The organism is Armatimonadota bacterium (assembly GCA_023511795.1).
In the GTDB taxonomy this organism is placed as follows: domain Bacteria; phylum Armatimonadota; class UBA5829; order DTJY01; family DTJY01; genus JAIMAU01.
The window spans coordinates 266,548-281,318 of record JAIMAU010000002.1; the positions used below are offsets into that span (position 1 = coordinate 266,548).

The 14,771-nt window shown below is 47.9% G+C and carries 13 protein-coding genes; 12 read left to right on the forward strand and 1 reads right to left on the reverse strand.

Going from position 1 to position 14,771, the window contains the following annotated elements:
* The first annotated feature begins 117 nt into the window (after window positions 1-117).
* The 3 genes from mnmG (at window position 118) to K6T99_04000 (ending at window position 2,790) form a co-directional block, all read left to right on the forward strand.
* On the forward strand, window positions 118-1,977 hold the full coding sequence (gene mnmG, locus K6T99_03990) for a tRNA uridine-5-carboxymethylaminomethyl(34) synthesis enzyme MnmG (GenBank protein ID MCL6518967.1): 1,860 nt from the start codon (window positions 118-120) through the stop codon (window positions 1,975-1,977).
* A 165-nt stretch (window positions 1,978-2,142) separates the two neighbouring features.
* Window positions 2,143-2,409, forward strand: coding sequence for a BON domain-containing protein (locus K6T99_03995; protein MCL6518968.1), 267 nt, complete (start codon window positions 2,143-2,145; stop codon window positions 2,407-2,409).
* A 108-nt stretch (window positions 2,410-2,517) separates the two neighbouring features.
* Window positions 2,518-2,790: a TMEM165/GDT1 family protein gene (locus tag K6T99_04000; GenBank protein MCL6518969.1), complete on the forward strand. Its 273-nt coding sequence runs from the start codon at window positions 2,518-2,520 to the stop codon at window positions 2,788-2,790.
* 87 nt (window positions 2,791-2,877) lie between these two features.
* Here the strand turns inward: K6T99_04000 and K6T99_04005 are convergent, their stop codons facing one another.
* Window positions 2,878-6,438, reverse strand: coding sequence for a family 10 glycosylhydrolase (locus K6T99_04005; protein MCL6518970.1), 3,561 nt, complete (start codon window positions 6,436-6,438; stop codon window positions 2,878-2,880).
* A gap of 330 nt (window positions 6,439-6,768) precedes the next feature.
* Between K6T99_04005 and K6T99_04010 the strand changes: the two genes are divergently transcribed.
* From K6T99_04010 to K6T99_04050, 9 genes are all read left to right on the forward strand, one after another.
* Entirely contained in the window at window positions 6,769-8,274 is a 1,506-nt protein-coding gene (locus K6T99_04010; GenBank protein MCL6518971.1) for a fucose isomerase, read from the forward strand.
* Window positions 8,275-8,288: 14 nt separating this feature from the next.
* The gene (locus tag K6T99_04015) at window positions 8,289-9,554 is read left to right on the forward strand and encodes an MFS transporter (GenBank protein MCL6518972.1); all 1,266 of its coding nucleotides are present in this window, start codon (window positions 8,289-8,291) and stop codon (window positions 9,552-9,554) included.
* 72 nt (window positions 9,555-9,626) lie between these two features.
* Entirely contained in the window at window positions 9,627-10,406 is a 780-nt protein-coding gene (locus K6T99_04020) for a class I SAM-dependent methyltransferase (protein ID MCL6518973.1), read from the forward strand.
* A 110-nt stretch (window positions 10,407-10,516) separates the two neighbouring features.
* Entirely contained in the window at window positions 10,517-11,188 is a 672-nt protein-coding gene (locus K6T99_04025) for a YggS family pyridoxal phosphate-dependent enzyme (protein ID MCL6518974.1), read from the forward strand.
* Between the two features lie 109 nt (window positions 11,189-11,297).
* On the forward strand, window positions 11,298-11,744 hold the full coding sequence (locus K6T99_04030; GenBank protein ID MCL6518975.1) for a cell division protein SepF: 447 nt from the start codon (window positions 11,298-11,300) through the stop codon (window positions 11,742-11,744).
* A gap of 14 nt (window positions 11,745-11,758) precedes the next feature.
* The gene (proC, locus tag K6T99_04035) at window positions 11,759-12,580 is read left to right on the forward strand and encodes a pyrroline-5-carboxylate reductase (protein MCL6518976.1); all 822 of its coding nucleotides are present in this window, start codon (window positions 11,759-11,761) and stop codon (window positions 12,578-12,580) included.
* A 42-nt stretch (window positions 12,581-12,622) separates the two neighbouring features.
* The gene (locus tag K6T99_04040; protein ID MCL6518977.1) at window positions 12,623-14,122 is read left to right on the forward strand and encodes a CPBP family intramembrane metalloprotease; all 1,500 of its coding nucleotides are present in this window, start codon (window positions 12,623-12,625) and stop codon (window positions 14,120-14,122) included.
* A gap of 18 nt (window positions 14,123-14,140) precedes the next feature.
* Complete coding sequence (locus tag K6T99_04045; GenBank protein ID MCL6518978.1) at window positions 14,141-14,512, forward strand: DUF2500 domain-containing protein; 372 nt, start codon at window positions 14,141-14,143, stop codon at window positions 14,510-14,512.
* A gap of 5 nt (window positions 14,513-14,517) precedes the next feature.
* The gene (locus K6T99_04050; GenBank protein MCL6518979.1) at window positions 14,518-14,769 is read left to right on the forward strand and encodes a DUF167 domain-containing protein; all 252 of its coding nucleotides are present in this window, start codon (window positions 14,518-14,520) and stop codon (window positions 14,767-14,769) included.
* The last annotated feature ends 2 nt before the right edge of the window (window positions 14,770-14,771 follow it).

Here is a 14,771-nt window from a genome sequence, read left to right on the forward strand (position 1 = left end):
TTGCCTTTCAATTTTCGCTTTTATCTATGAACTGACTGCAAAGTCAACAAATGGTCTAGAATCAAGCAAGTGCTTTAGGCGGACCCTGAATTGGCAGTATGGTATAATATAGGTGCTATGAAATACGATGTCATTGTGGTTGGAGCTGGTCATGCTGGTTGTGAGGCTGCACTTGCGGCCGCTCGTTTGGGTTGCAAGACTCTTCTCCTGACAATCAACATAGATAGCATAGCGGTCATGCCGTGCAACTGCAGCATTGGAGGACCTGCCAAGGGGCATCTAGTCCGCGAGATTGACGCACTAGGTGGACAGATGGGCTTTACAATCGATGTTGCTTATACTCACATCCGGATGCTGAATACTGGCAAAGGACCAGCAGTCCAGGCGCTTAGGGCGCAAGCCGACAAGCGACTATATCAATCTGTAATGAAGCAAACTATCGAGTCGCAACCTGGTCTCGACCTTAAGCAGGCAATGGTTGAGCGAATTCTTGTTAAGAACGACAGAGTAGTTGGCGTAGTAAGCCAGACGGGGGTAGAGTATTTAGCGAAAAAGGTTATCCTCACTACGGGCACTTTTCTTCGGGGTCTTATCCACATTGGCGAAGTGAAGTTTCCTGCAGGCCGAGCCGGCGAATTCGCCGCCGACAAACTCTCTGAAAGCCTAATTGAGATTGGCTTTGAACTTGGTAGGCTGAAGACCGGCACAACTGCGCGAATCCACAAGGGAAGCATAGATTTCTCAAAGGTTGAAGAACATCCCTCTGATGACGAACCCTTAGCTTTCTCATTTATAACGCCTTTGGTGCGTCGAGAAGGCCTACTTCCTTGCTGGCTCACCTATACGACGCAAAAGACGCGTAACATCATAATGGAAAATCTTCACCGCTCGGCAATGTATGGCGGCTCCATCATGGGCGTTGGGCCTCGTTATTGTCCATCTATCGAAGACAAAATGGTGAAATTCCCTGACAAGGAAAGACACCAGGTCTTTCTTGAGCAGGAAGGCTGGCATACTGATGAGGTTTATGTGCAGGGAATGTCAACAAGCATGCCTGAGGATGTCCAAATTGAGATGATACACTCGATACCAGGCTTGGAAAACGCTCATATAATCCGACCTGGATATGCTATTGAGTATGATTTTGCGCCGCCAACACAGCTCAAGCCGAGCCTAGAAACCAAACTTGTTGAGGGACTTTACTTTGCCGGTCAGATTAATGGCACCTCAGGCTATGAGGAAGCTGCCGCTCAAGGACTAATGGCTGGAATCAATGCTGCCCTTGCAGTTCAGGGCCGTGAACCCATCGTACTCGACCGGTCGCAGGCTTATATCGGAGTAATGATTGATGATTTGGTAACAAAAGGTGTGAATGATCCCTACAGATTGCTAACCTCTCGCGCAGAGCATCGGCTCTTGCTACGGCAGGACAACGCAGATGCACGGCTGACCCCAATCGGCCGTGAGATAGGTCTCGTTACTCAGGAACGATGGGACCGATTTGCTGCTAGACAAGAGCAGATAAGTCAAGAAATGGAGCGTCTTAAGAAAACTTTTATAAAACCGTCGGATACAGAAGTCCTAGCAAAACTTGGGATTGAAAACCTACAACGGCGGACATCTCTTGAGGAGCTACTGCGCCGTCCGAACGTTCGCTATGATGATATATTGAGCCTCAATAGTCATGGTCCGCAGCTTCCACGCGACGTCCGCGAACAAATTGAGACTCAAATTAAATATGAAGGCTACATTCGCCGCCAGCTTTCGCAGGTCGAGCAACAAAAAAAACTAGAAAGCCTTAGAATCCCTTCGGATTTCGATTATTCCTCTGCTACGTCACTTTCCAATGAGGGGCGCGAAAAGCTCAGTCGCATACAGCCTGCTTCCATTGGACAGGCGGCACGCATTCCTGGGGTAACTCCTGCTGATATTTCGCTTCTAATGGTTTTAGTGAGCAAATATGAAAGGGTTGGCTAGTAACCCTTTTTGTAGTTATAAAGCTCATCAGTTTGGGGCTGCATTCAACGGGGAATAAAAATTAGTACTAATGAAAACAGTGCAGGGTAACTCCGCGCCAACAATCTGCTTTTTAATTTTATGCGACTTTAAGCATTTCTAAGGTCGGTAAGGGGGTAGAGCGTGATGGGTGTGCGTGAGGCGGCGCTGGAAGTTGCAGTCAGGTCTCGTCTGAGCGAGGACAAGCGGATAGGTGATCTGCCAATCAGTCCTTATGTTGTCGATAATGTTGTTTATTTGATTGGCAGGGTCAACACACTAGAACAGCGAGACATAGCGCTTTTTCTTGCTCGTGGTACACCGGGCGTTCGGAAAGTTTATGTTGATGAATTAGAAGTTGGCGAAGTTGAGCGGGCACGAACTAAATCTAATAATTCACAACAAATAAGTTGACGCCTTGTTCCCCGGCGAAATATAATTACAAGTCTGTGCCATTGCTATTTAGCTAAGGCCAAAGTAAAAAATAATTGCTGGGGGTAAAACGAGCAGATGTCACATGAAATCGCAGGCAACATTGCGTTGAGGGCATTCCTCTTGATACTAATCGCCGAGTTTGGTGACAAAACGCAATTAATGAGCATGGCTCTTGCAGCAAAAAGTGGCAAACCTTTTCTCGTGCTTTTTGGAGCTATTTCGGCGCTTGCAGCTGTGACGCTTGTTGGCGTGTTGGTTGGTGATGTGCTTACCAAAATAATTCCCATGAATCGCATACATCAATTTGCTGGTCTGCTTTTTATTGCTATTGGCGGATTAATGCTGTTTGGCAAAATCTAAAATCCCCTTAATAAAAAGAATTGGCCGACCCTCTGGTGAGTCGGCCATTACTTATTATTTTCTTTGAAGGCTTAAAGCAAGTGTTGCTTAATGATAGATAGTGACATCGGAGTCGCCTCTTGGAATTACGACCCGATAAACAGTGCCTCCAACTACTTCGGTTGAGCTGATTCCAGTGACGACAACGTAATCGCCTTGTGCGGGAATTTTTGTGTTAAGTTTTTCCGAGTTTATCTTGACGCCGCCTGGAAGCGAGCCATCGTCAATGTAGAAAAAGCCAGTTCCTGGGGGATCATTAACCTTGCCAGTTACAGTCACAAGCATTCCGATATTGTTTGTTCCAAAGCCGCCGGTGACACCAGGCGTATATGGATTCAATTCCCCGCCGCCCAAAGCTAGGTTAATTAGCAACAATGGACCAGGAATGCTTGCAGTCCCATCTGGAGTTATTGAGGCATTGGTAATGACTCGTTCTCCGTTAATTAGGCTAATTATGCCTCCGATATCAACCTTTGTTCCTTGGTCAGGGGCAGTACCGTTTACCCTTATTCCGCCATATTGAGGAATTTCCGGTGTAGCGAGCGGTTCCGCGATGTAGAAATAGTTGTCAAAGTCAGCGCTAACCACTTTTTGTGGGATGATTACGGCCCGACCATTTGGAAATGCCTTTGCGTCAGAGATTTTCTCAACCACGTCGGCTGCCATTATTCCGTCGGATACAGATACTGCAGACCAAGCATTTGCCGCGTTCCTTGCTTTAACGCCGATATAGTAGGTTACTCCTGAAGTAAGGTTGATGCCAGTGGTAGTAACGGATGTACTTGTTCCTACGCTTGTCCAAGGCACTACGGAGCCAAGGTTATCTGGCAAGGTGCCAACTGCGTATTGATATTCCTCGATGCCGGATTCAGGGTCACTGCCGCTCCACGTTGCGTTAAGTTGCCCAGCGGCGTTGGTATATGCTCCGTTATCTAAGACAGCGCCCGTTTCAGGTGCTGTTGCATCGTACTTGTATGGTCCAAGATCAAGTGTTCCGTTTGGTATTCCATCGCCGTTGCAGCTTTGGAGGTGTAAGTAGTATGAACCGCTATCCTCGCAAGATAGCTCTAAGGCGCCAGAGCTCCAATGCTCTTCGCCGCCTGTCCATGTGTGTGTGGGCTGAGTATCCCAATGGATTCGGTAATATTGGCGAGTCCCTGGTCCGAAACCGTCTGTTGAGTTGAACACAAAGGTCGTTGAAGAATACCAGGTATCCACAGACTTGTTACATGTTACGCTTCCAGATGACGGTGCAATGGGCAATGTGAACCTAGAAATTGGCGCACATTGGTCAGACTCGTTTGATTCAGCATCGTAAGCTGAGATGGCGTATGTGTAAGATGTATTTGCTGCAAGGTTGGTGTCTGAGAAGCTTGTAGTCGTGCTTGTGCCTATGAGGCCGCCATTCCGATATATTTTGTAACCTGCTACGCCAACATTATCGGTCGAGGCGGTCCAGGTTAAGTCAATTCCGCTAGTGGAAACAGGTTGTGCTGAGAGGTTTGTTGGCACTGATGGCGGCACTCTATCCTCGGCGAACTCAAGCTTGATAGCATCTGCGATTACGTTTAGGTTTGTCTCAACTCCGGTACTGCTGAGTCTGACCCAGCCATTTGCGGTTCCTGTTGCAAATGGCACGTTGGCTACAAGGAGTTGCCACTTCCCGCCAGAATTTGGGTCTTGTTGGTTGACTGATATGCTCATCGAACCCCCGCTCCACTGGATAAAGTATGGGGCATGGGTAGTTCTGTTGGCACCATCAACCCACCAAGCGTAAACGTTGTACCTGCCGGCTGTGATTACGTTTGGGTACCAGGTGCATTTCCTATTTTGGTCGTAGCCCGAGCAGTAATGATAGCTTGCACCATATCTCTCGGTAGAAGAAGTGCTCCTAATCCAACTACCTACAAATACTACTCCTGTGGTGTCATCGTTATCTTTGATTATGTCTGCCGGTATGTCATAGCCTATTGTTGTAAATGTTTGCTGGGTTGAGACAGCAGTGGAGCCGCTTCCATCTTTAGATATTACTCGGTAATAATACTGAGTGTTCGGCGCGAGGCCAACCAATTGGACTGAGTGGCTGGTCACTAGCTTTGTGTTTTCTGGTGTTATATAACCATATGAAGGCGTCGGCCCATACTCGACCTGGGTGGTTGCCTTTTCGTCTGTGTTCCAAACAATAATGGCATTAGTAGCCTGAATATTTGTCGCCTGGATGTTGCTCAGGACGGGCGGCACACCATCAGGGGCAAGAGAGAAATTCCTGGTGGTGACTGCCCCGGCGGTAATAGTTACACCAGTGGCACTTTGACTTACGTAACCATCAGCTGAACATGTAACTGTGTAGGTGCCAGGGCTTACGTCAAGAATGCCGTAGAAGCCTGTGCCGTCTGAAGTGGTCGAAAGACCGCCGCCCGAGATAGAGACGGTCGCCTTGTATAATGCAGTGCCGTTTGATGAGTCGGTAACGGTCCCCTTAAGTATCCCATATGTTGGGTTGGTCTTCCATGTCATTGGGGTTGGTTCGACCCAGGTGGGGAATGCGCCGGTGCTGGGGTCTGTTAGAACCGACTGTAGCGTAGTTCCAACAGCGCAGTTGTAGCTGTACAAACTTAGTCCGAGGAGGCCTGTTGACCTGCCGTCCTTGAGTTGGTAGTTGGTATTGCTAACCGTATTGCTGCATGTATCTTGGGCAACGTACATGTGCCTGCCGTAGGCGTGGAGCAGATTATCCTGATTGTTCGAACGCCAGACAGCATTGTCTGTTGTGTAATTCATCGGGCACATGTAGTCGGCATAGTGGCCTGCCATCCATGCGTCCCAATCTTGGAGGTAATCTCGGCTGCCGGTCAGCGAAGTCTTCCAAACTGCGGCACCAACTTTTAGCTGTGGCTTGATTGCCATGGCGTTGCAGTAGAATTTCTTGACAAATGCACTGATTTGTGCCCGCCGCCAATTGCTCCAGTCATCGTTTCCAGCGTTTGGTTTCCCTGTGGTTCCAAACTCTTTATTGAAGCGCTCCACCGCTATAGGGTTATAGCCCCAGTCTGTGCCTGGATAGCGTATGCGGTCGAAGGTGATGCCGTCGATGTTGTAGTTTTGAACTACCTCTAAATAAGCGTTTACTAGCCAGTCCTCGACTGCAGGGACGCCTGGGTCAAGGTAGCTAGAGGTGCCGGAGAGTTTAGCTCCTGTGCTAGTCTCGCTAAGCCATTCGGGATGGAGATTGTAGACATGGTTAGGTTGAGGTGGTGGCACTGTTTGTGTCCATATGCGGTAGACACAATACCAAGCATGTACTTCTATATTTTGTGCATGGGCTTTATTAATGATATCCGCCAGCGCATCGTAGGATGGATTAGCGTCAGCTGCCCATGGAAAATAGCTTGAGGGATGATATGCATCACCAGCTTTTTCCATTTCGACGATGACAGCATTGCAATTGCACGCTTTAGCGTAGTTGACCATGGCAGTGGTCTGTTCGGGGGTTTTGAAGCCGGCATGCCAGGCGTCAACCCAAAAGGCTCGGAATTCGGCTGCATTTCCGCAAATTGCTGATGTTAAAAACAGAAATATGGCAATCAAAAAAGGCAGGCTTTTTTTCACTACATAATCTCCTTTCAAAAACTGTTTTTATTTTAAAAGCGCTTGCTATAATGTTCTCCGAATCCTTTGGGGATGCTTAAAATGTTGATATACTTTGAGAGTTCGAGTTATCCCTTTGTGTTGTTTAATAATTATCCCTTTGGGAGGGTAAAATGTCAACGCTTAAAGCGCAAAACAGGTAAAGATACTAGTAATGTAAAGCTACTAGAGATAGTTTTTATTTTGTGCTTTCCTAACCTTTGCATTTGACGAATGACCTCGCCTTTGTTATGATTGAGGCTTAGAGGAAGAACTGCTTGAGTAGTATGCAATTGCAGTCGAGGGAGGCATATGTTTGGAAAAACCATCAAAGTTGGTGTCATATCGTTCACCGATCCCAGGGCTACGAGTTTTGTAGAGAGACGCGAGCAATACATACGCGAGAAGCATGCGGAGGTAGTCCAAGCCCTCAAAGCTGCTGGGATTTCGGCAACAGACCCAATGCAAAGTCTGCGGTCGCCTGATTCACCCATCTTTGGCGTTTCGACTAGTGAAGATGTGCGCCACTGCATTCGTGAAATTAAGGCTGCCGAAGCCGATGCTGTCGTACTTGGTTGTTGGCACTGGACTGAGCCAATGCTTGCACTTGCAACTGTTCGAGAGCTAAACCTGCCTACTCTTCTTTACGCCGAGGATGATCCTACATGGGCAGGAACGGTGTGCATGGGTGCCGTTGGTGCATCGCTTTGGGAGTCACCTGTAAACTCTCATGCACTCACGCATTCGAGGCTTCGGGGTGACTTGCCTGGAATTATACGCTGGGCAAAAGGAGTCGGCGCAACTGAGCAACTCAAGCGAAAATCATTAATACTTTGGGGCGGCACCTACTGCCTGCGAATGGAGCATTTGCGGGATGATATTCCTCGATTGAAGAGCCTCTTGATTGGCGATATCATTTCTGAGGACCAGTATATTTTAATTAGGCGCGCTGATGATATTCTCGAGAATCAACCAGGAAGAATAGATGCTTTCATTAATTGGTTAAAACAAGGTTCAGCAAGCATTATCTACGATGAAACCATGCTAACGCCAGAATCGTTCCGCCGGCAGGTTGCCCTTTATCTTGCCTCCCGAGACCGCTTGTCAGAGTTTCCTGCCGAGGAGATTGCAGGTGTCTCCGTGAAATGCCAACCTGAGCTTAGCGTGGATTATGGTGTAACAGCGTGCCTTCTACCTTCGTTCCTCCCATTTTCAGTCGACAGCGAGGGCGAGCGTCTTGCGGTTGCAACTGTTTGCGAAGGTGACATCAAAGGACTTCTAAGTTGCGCGCTCCTTCAGGCAATTCAGCCCGAGGTACCGCCTTTGTTCGGAGATTTGAAGTACGTTGCAAAGGACTATGTGCTAATATCGAACTGCGGAGGCTCTTCGGTTTACTACGCCGCAAATTCTCTTGATCCTGCTAAGGTTCTTCCCAATTTGCGATTTGCCGCTCAATGCCAGGGTGAATCGGGTGGTGCGGTAGGTTATAATGGGCAACCTGGTGTGATGACTGTCTGCAGGCTATGTCGGATTGACGGCGAGTATTATATGCAAATGGGCGTTGGAAGGTCATTGGAGATAACACCCCAAATTACCAAAAATATACTTTGGGGTCAAACATGGCCTCATATTGCAATTGATCTTGGGGTTGACCCCGCTAGGCTTATGGCTGTTGTTGGGTCGAACCACTTAAGCGCAACATCAGGCGACTTCGCGCTCGAGATCACCTATGCTTGCCGGGAGCTTGGCATACCCATCATTCGGCTGGATTCGGATGACGACTTGCGAAGTGCCTGGTATAACATCGCCGGTGGCTAGGAGGTCACTTACGGTTGTCCCTGAAAACGCAGGGATTTATTCAGCTATTTAGAATCAGGAACTTCGCTCTTCTTTGGGTGGCACAGCTGATTTCGGTAATCGGAGATTGGGTCCTCACTGCCGCACTCCTTGTTTTCGTCTACAAGCTGACGGGGGAGAAAGTAACAGTTGGCAAGATGATCATCTTCGAAGCGCTCCCCGTTCTTCTGTTTGGCTATCCTGCGGGGATGATTGCCGATTGCTTGAACCGCCGCAGGGTTATGATTTTCTCTGATTTGGCAAGGGCTGGGCTGGTACTACTTCTTCTTTTCGTTCGCACTGCCGAATCAATATGGATTGTATATGTTGTGGCGTTCTTTTGTGGGCTTTTCAGTTTGTTCTTCCGTCCCGCAAGAACCGCTTCAATCCCTAATATTGTGCCCAAAGAATTATTGATGACAGCCAACTCTGCGGCGACTTTCAATGAAACCATAGGAATGCTAATTGGCCCTGTGATTGGCGGTGCGCTCGGTTATTCGTTTATACGGACGGCATGCGTCCTTGATTCGGCAACATTTTTATTTTCGGCGATTGCATTGATGTTCACTGTCATTCCTCAAGGCAAAAGCTCAATGCCAAGGCGTCTTAGTGAATTAGGGAGAGAATCGGTAGATGGAATTGGTTTTGTTATCAGAAGCCGTACACTCCGGTCTTTGTTGCTTATCCTTGGGCTCATGGCGGTGGCAGTGGGCGCATATAATGTCCTGGAGGTAATATTCGCTGTGGATGACCTGAAGCTTTCCGGCGGTGAATTTGGAATGCTTTTGTCGGCTGCGGCGATGGGCATGTTCGTAGGGTCATTGATAGCTGGGAGTATTTCTCGAAGGTTCAGCCCTGCCATTTTCCTTTCCTCGGGCGTATTTGGCGTTGGTCTCACAATGATATGGTTCTCCCAGACTCATATCATCCATACGGCACTTATGGCTCTTTTCATGATGGGAGTATGCAATGCGGCTGCGATTATTGGATGTTCGACACTCTTCCAGCTTTGCACACCAAATCGACTCCAGGCACGCGCTATTGCCATGTTTTGGACACTTTATTCAGCAATTAATTTGACTGCCACCTATGTTTCGACCGTGGCGGCTGATTTTTATTCGGTTCGCGGGGTTCTTATGCTTTGTGGTATTCTTGCTAGCCTCGGCGGAATCTTAAGCGTTGCTATCCTCCCTCGAGAAGATTTGGCGTACGAGTCCAGTGTGTCGGAATCGTGCAAGGTGCTTGCTGAAGAGCGAATGTAGCCATCTTTACGAACAATTGGTACCTAACCCTCTGCAGTTCCACTGTATATTACTTTGTGGTACACTAGCGCTATGAGCTCGCGTGAAAATCTCGGTCCTAATAAGCAGATTTCCAGGCAGTTTGATGAGATTGCGGTCTTCTATGATACGCTCATGGCTGGTGTGCCCTATTCAACTTGGGTTGAATATGTCCAGCGCATTGTAAAAAAATTTTGCCGTAGGCCCCAATGGGTGCTCGACCTATGCTGTGGAACGGGGAGTGTGAGCATTCTTCTTGCAAAAAAGGGCTATCATGTTGTCGGGGTAGATATCTCGCCTGGAATGATAGCAATTGCTCGTGAGAAAGCTCGGATGGAGCATGTTTCCTTGGATTTCTACGTTCAAGACGTCTGCCGTCTGTCATTGGAAAGGCGCTTTGACTTGGTAATCTCACTTTTTGATAGTCTAAATTATATTTTGAATCCCGATGATCTTCTTGGAGCATTTCAGAGGACAGCCAAACATATGGCGGAGGATGGCCTTTTGATTTTCGACCTTAACACACAGCTTGCTTTAGAGGCGGGGTTCTTCGACCAAGACAATATTGGAAGTGGCTCGCCGGTCGAATATCTTTGGCGAAGTTCATATGATGAATTGTCGCGAATTTGCACAATTCACATGTCATTTGATTACAAAACCGCTGAGGGTCCTCGCCATATTGAGATCAATCACTACCAGCGTGCGTATACTCAAGATGAAATTGTTTCGATGCTGGCCAAATCAGGTCTTACGGTACTGGCTGAATATCATGGATATACATTTAGAGAGGCAACGGGAACCAGCGATCGGATTTTCTATGTAGCAGCGAAATAGCTTTATCATTTCCATTCGTTCATTGTTGTGCCCACCCTTTTGTGTTATAATTACCAAAAAGCTCTTAGCAGAAGGTATGTGGTATACCGATTGCGGAAGTAAGCCAAACCATGTCCATAGCAGATAACTTAAGGCAGGTCAAGGATAGGATTTCAGCCGCCGCAGAGCGGGTTGGTCGCTCTGGCGAAGATATAGTGCTCGTTGCAGTGACAAAAACCGTCGGTGTGGATAGGATTGAGGAGGCCCTTGCGGCAGGTGTAACTGACATTGGTGAGAATTATGTTCAAGATGCGTTGGCGAAGTTCGAGGCGATAGGCTTGCGGGCACGGTGGCATATGATTGGGCATCTCCAGACGAACAAAGTCCGTACTGCTGTTGGGATATTTGATCTTATTCAGACGGTGGATAGCGGAAAACTAGCTAGGGAGATTGGAAAGCGGTCGGTAGCGATTGGAAAGACTTCGGATGTTTTAATCGAAGTCAACATCTCGGGTGAAGAGTCTAAGTTTGGCGTAGCGCCAGACCAAGCGCTAGACTTGGCGGAAGAGGTTTTGGGGATTGAAGGAGTTAGGCTTCAGGGTCTAATGGGAATTGCGCCGTTTGTTGATAATCAAGCCGTTATTAGAAGGTCATTTGCCAAACTAAAAAAGCTTTGGGATGAGCTACCAATAGACCATCGTGTTTGGCTATCAATGGGAATGACATCCGATTTTGAGATAGCTATCGAGGAAGGATCAAACATGGTTCGAATTGGAACAGCGATTTTTGGGCCACGGGTTTAATGGATTTATTCTTTGCTTTGAATGCCAACTAAATTTCTTTCTTAGCATGAGAGGCTAAAATTTTTTAATTCCCTAGTAGGCGTATGAAGAGGAATAAGGAGGGCGTAAGATGAATAGTGATATGTCCACAGATGGGAACGAGCATAGAGGTTTCTGGTCGAGGATAAAGCGGGGAATCGGCATCTCGGAGATTGACGAAGAGGAGTTCCCTGAGGAGGTCGTCGGTGCAGATGACCCGCGGGGTAGGCCGTTAACTCTGCGACTACATTCTGCGAGGGTGAGCCACGTGTCGGTAAGACAGCCTACTTCTTTCGAGGATGCAAGGCTAGCGGCAGACGGACTAAAAGAGGGCCGGCAACAGATAATAAACCTGGAAAAGTCGGATCAAGAGATGTCTGAGCGCATCATTGACTTTCTGAACGGCGTGACTTATGCCCTCAACGGCTTTGTCGAGAAGGTTGGCGAGCGCGTGTACCTATTTGCGCCTAGTAATGTGGTTATTGATGTGCCGGACGATTTGCACAAGGCGTCTCCTGGAGTGTTTGAAACGACCTAGCGAGGAGAGCATCCATAGTGCTTGGAAATAAAAAGATAGGTTTTATCGGTGCCGGCATGATGGCAGAGGCAATTGCACGAGGTCTTTTAAGTGCTGGAGTGGGTGCCGAAGCTATCATTGCATCGGATCCTGATGAAAAGCGGCGAGAGGTATTCAGCGCCCAGCTGGGAGTGAAGGCCACTGCCGATAACAAGTCGGTCGCTAGATGGGCTGATATTCTAATCCTGGCAGTGAAGCCATTCGTCATGTCGGAGGTCCTTGGGGAGATTGGTAGCGAGATTAAAACGGACCAGCTTGTTATTTCTATCGCCGCTGGAATCACCACCGAGAGCATTCAAAACAAGCTAGGAGAAAACGTTCCTGTTATCCGCGTTATGCCGAACACCCCAGCGTTGATTGGTAAAGGTGCTAGCGCACTTGCTCCCAGTAAATCTGCCACGCCAGCCCACATGGAAATTGCGCTCCAGATATTTGGTGCGGTGGGAAAGGCGGTTCAGGTAACTGAAGACAAGATGGATGCCGTTACTGGATTGAGCGGCAGTGGCCCTGCATACGTATATATGTTCATCGAAGCATTGGCAGATGGTGGTGTACGGATGGGATTGCCAAGGCAGACTGCCGTTATGCTGGCGGCTCAGACGGTGGCTGGAGCAGCAGAAATGGTTCTCCAGACCGGAACTCATACAGCCGAGCTTCGTGATAGAGTGGCGACGCCCGGCGGCACAACAATAGCTGGTATTGCAACTCTTGAGAAAGCAGGGTTCCGGTCGGCGGCGATCGAGGCAGTGATGGCTGCTACATTGCGCTCTACAGAGTTGGGCAAACCAAACAAATAAAAGGGCTAGAATATCCTTGCTCAAAGCATTGGGCGTAGGAAGATGCCTGTTTCTTCAGGACGTCCTGTGAACGATTCTGTATTCTCCAACAATTCCCCTAGATATCCTGAGAAGCGATTTATCAGCTTGTTAGTGACTCTCGGTTTGCTGATAGTGCTTATTGGCTATCTTCAAAGGCGTGATGCACTATCGTCGAGGGGCGATTCTTTTTCTCCACTTGCTTTTCAGACAGACATGATAGTAAAGATTTCCTATGCTTACGAACGCTGGGCAGAATTTAAAAAAGACGAATCAGCGGTTGATGCCGCGGACTTTTTAAAGAGAAGGGCCATTAAGGCGTATCAAGAGGTGGTCCAAGAGACGCCCATTCCTCGCTATGTCCGCCGATACATTATTCTCAAACATGATATAAACCCTCTGGGCATCGAAAAGGCAATTCAGCTTCTTGAGGAAGCAGCTGCGCGGCCAGAATACAGCAAGTATAGGCAGAAGCAATTGCTTATTGAGGCGGATATGTGGCGCTCGATTTACCTAAAGCCGGGCGTGCCAAGGCCTGACGTTCCAATATTCGAGCATAGGATAAACAATCTTCATCTAGGTTGGTATGCACATCTTGCTTTAAGAGACCTCTACCGAAAGGCCGGGCTTGATGAGCAGGCCAAACAACAGCAAATGGCGGCGCTGAATTCTGCTGGGGTGAGTGCTGTCATTTTGTTTGGGGTTTTTCTATGCGCACTAGCTATTCTTTTTGTAGGATTAGTGGTCTTGATAGCCTATATTGACGAGAAAATTCGTTCAAGACCCCTGCGAACCTCGTCCCCCATTGAAATTCAAGCTGACCCCAGTGTAATAGCAGGATACTTGCTTGAAGTTTTCATTACATACCTAATAGTGCTTCTGGCATCACAGCTCATGGGGGGCGTCTTGCTCGGAACCGCAAATTTTGTTTCGGAGGAACTTAATCCTACTTTTGCAATTGCAGTAACAGCCGGGACTTACGTTTTCGGTGGACTTGTGGCGCTTGCGTATCTCTCCTTCCGGCTTAATCTTGCGGGTTGGTCATGGAAAAGCGTTGGGTTAAAGGTTGACAATTTTGGTCGCAATGTGCTTTTTGGAATTGGCGGGTATTGTGCGGCTCTTCCACTTGTTCTCGCGGCGGGGTTTATCTCGCAGTCGATGGAGCGGTATATTCGTTCGCCTGAGAATCCGGTCTTGCCGCTCTGCCTTCAAGCTGATACAACCATTGCCAAGATGCTCTTATTCCTATTGGTTGCAGTTGCCGCGCCGTTCTTCGAAGAGCTATTCTTTCGCGGTGTTCTTTTTACTGGATTGCGTGCCCGATGGGGTGTAAATGTAGCTATCGTCGTTTCAGCTACTGTTTTTGCAAGCATTCATCCGTTTCCGATTCACTTCCTGCCGATTTTTGTGCTAGGAGCTGCATTTTCAATCTTGATGTATGAGCGAGGCTCGCTTATTTCGTCTATGGTTGCGCATGCACTTCAAAACAGTGCAGTATTTCTGTTGTTGGTATTAGTGAACTAGCAGAAAATGAAGCTATTTGTGATAGGGATTCTTATTGCGCTATATGTTGTAATTTTATGGGTGCTTTTGTTTTTTGCATTGCGTCGGGGATATCGCGAATGGCGTGAAGGCCGCTCAACTCGCCTTCGCCGTGTTCCTGCGTGCGTAATGGATAAGCGAAGGGCATCTGAATACTCAGACGCAGTAGGTCAGCCGATATCACGATATTTCATCACTTTCAAGTTCGAAGACATGCAAAAAGAGTTCGAAGTTTCGGAGGAAATATACACATCAACTCGAATAGGTGGCGAAGGGGTGCTAATCCTCAAGTCTGAGAATTATCAGACTTTCGAGCCGAAGTCCCCTGGCGATGAAACGGACGAGGTGTATCGACGAATGGTTAAATGGTAAGGGATATGGAGAAGACTCTTCTTAAAGTTCGCGTTAATCCAAGAAGTTCACGAAACCAGATTATGGGATGGAAGGATGATGTCCTTCTTGTAAAGGTAACCGCTCCGCCAGTAGAAGGAACTGCGAATAAAGCATGTATAGAGTTACTTGCCGACCAGCTTGGCATAAAGAAGTCGCAAATTTCCCTTGCCGCAGGCGCCACTAGTCGCGAAAAGACCTTCGAGATCTTGGGGCTTTCTATTTCGGAGGTTAAGTAGCG

Excerpts from the sequence above, each read along its gene's own strand:
- K6T99_04040 (MCL6518977.1), top strand. The coding sequence starts at position 12,623 with ATGCCTGTTTCTTCAGGACGTCCTGTGAACGATTCTGTATTCTCCAAC.
- K6T99_03995 (MCL6518968.1), top strand. The coding sequence starts at position 2,143 with ATGGGTGTGCGTGAGGCGGCGCTGGAAGTTGCAGTCAGGTCTCGTCTG.
- K6T99_04010 (MCL6518971.1), top strand. The coding sequence starts at position 6,769 with ATGTTTGGAAAAACCATCAAAGTTGGTGTCATATCGTTCACCGATCCC.
- mnmG (MCL6518967.1), top strand. The coding sequence starts at position 118 with ATGAAATACGATGTCATTGTGGTTGGAGCTGGTCATGCTGGTTGTGAG.
- K6T99_04050 (MCL6518979.1), top strand. The coding sequence starts at position 14,518 with ATGGAGAAGACTCTTCTTAAAGTTCGCGTTAATCCAAGAAGTTCACGA.
- K6T99_04030 (MCL6518975.1), top strand. The coding sequence starts at position 11,298 with ATGAATAGTGATATGTCCACAGATGGGAACGAGCATAGAGGTTTCTGG.
- K6T99_04020 (MCL6518973.1), top strand. The coding sequence starts at position 9,627 with ATGAGCTCGCGTGAAAATCTCGGTCCTAATAAGCAGATTTCCAGGCAG.
- K6T99_04025 (MCL6518974.1), top strand. The coding sequence starts at position 10,517 with ATGTCCATAGCAGATAACTTAAGGCAGGTCAAGGATAGGATTTCAGCC.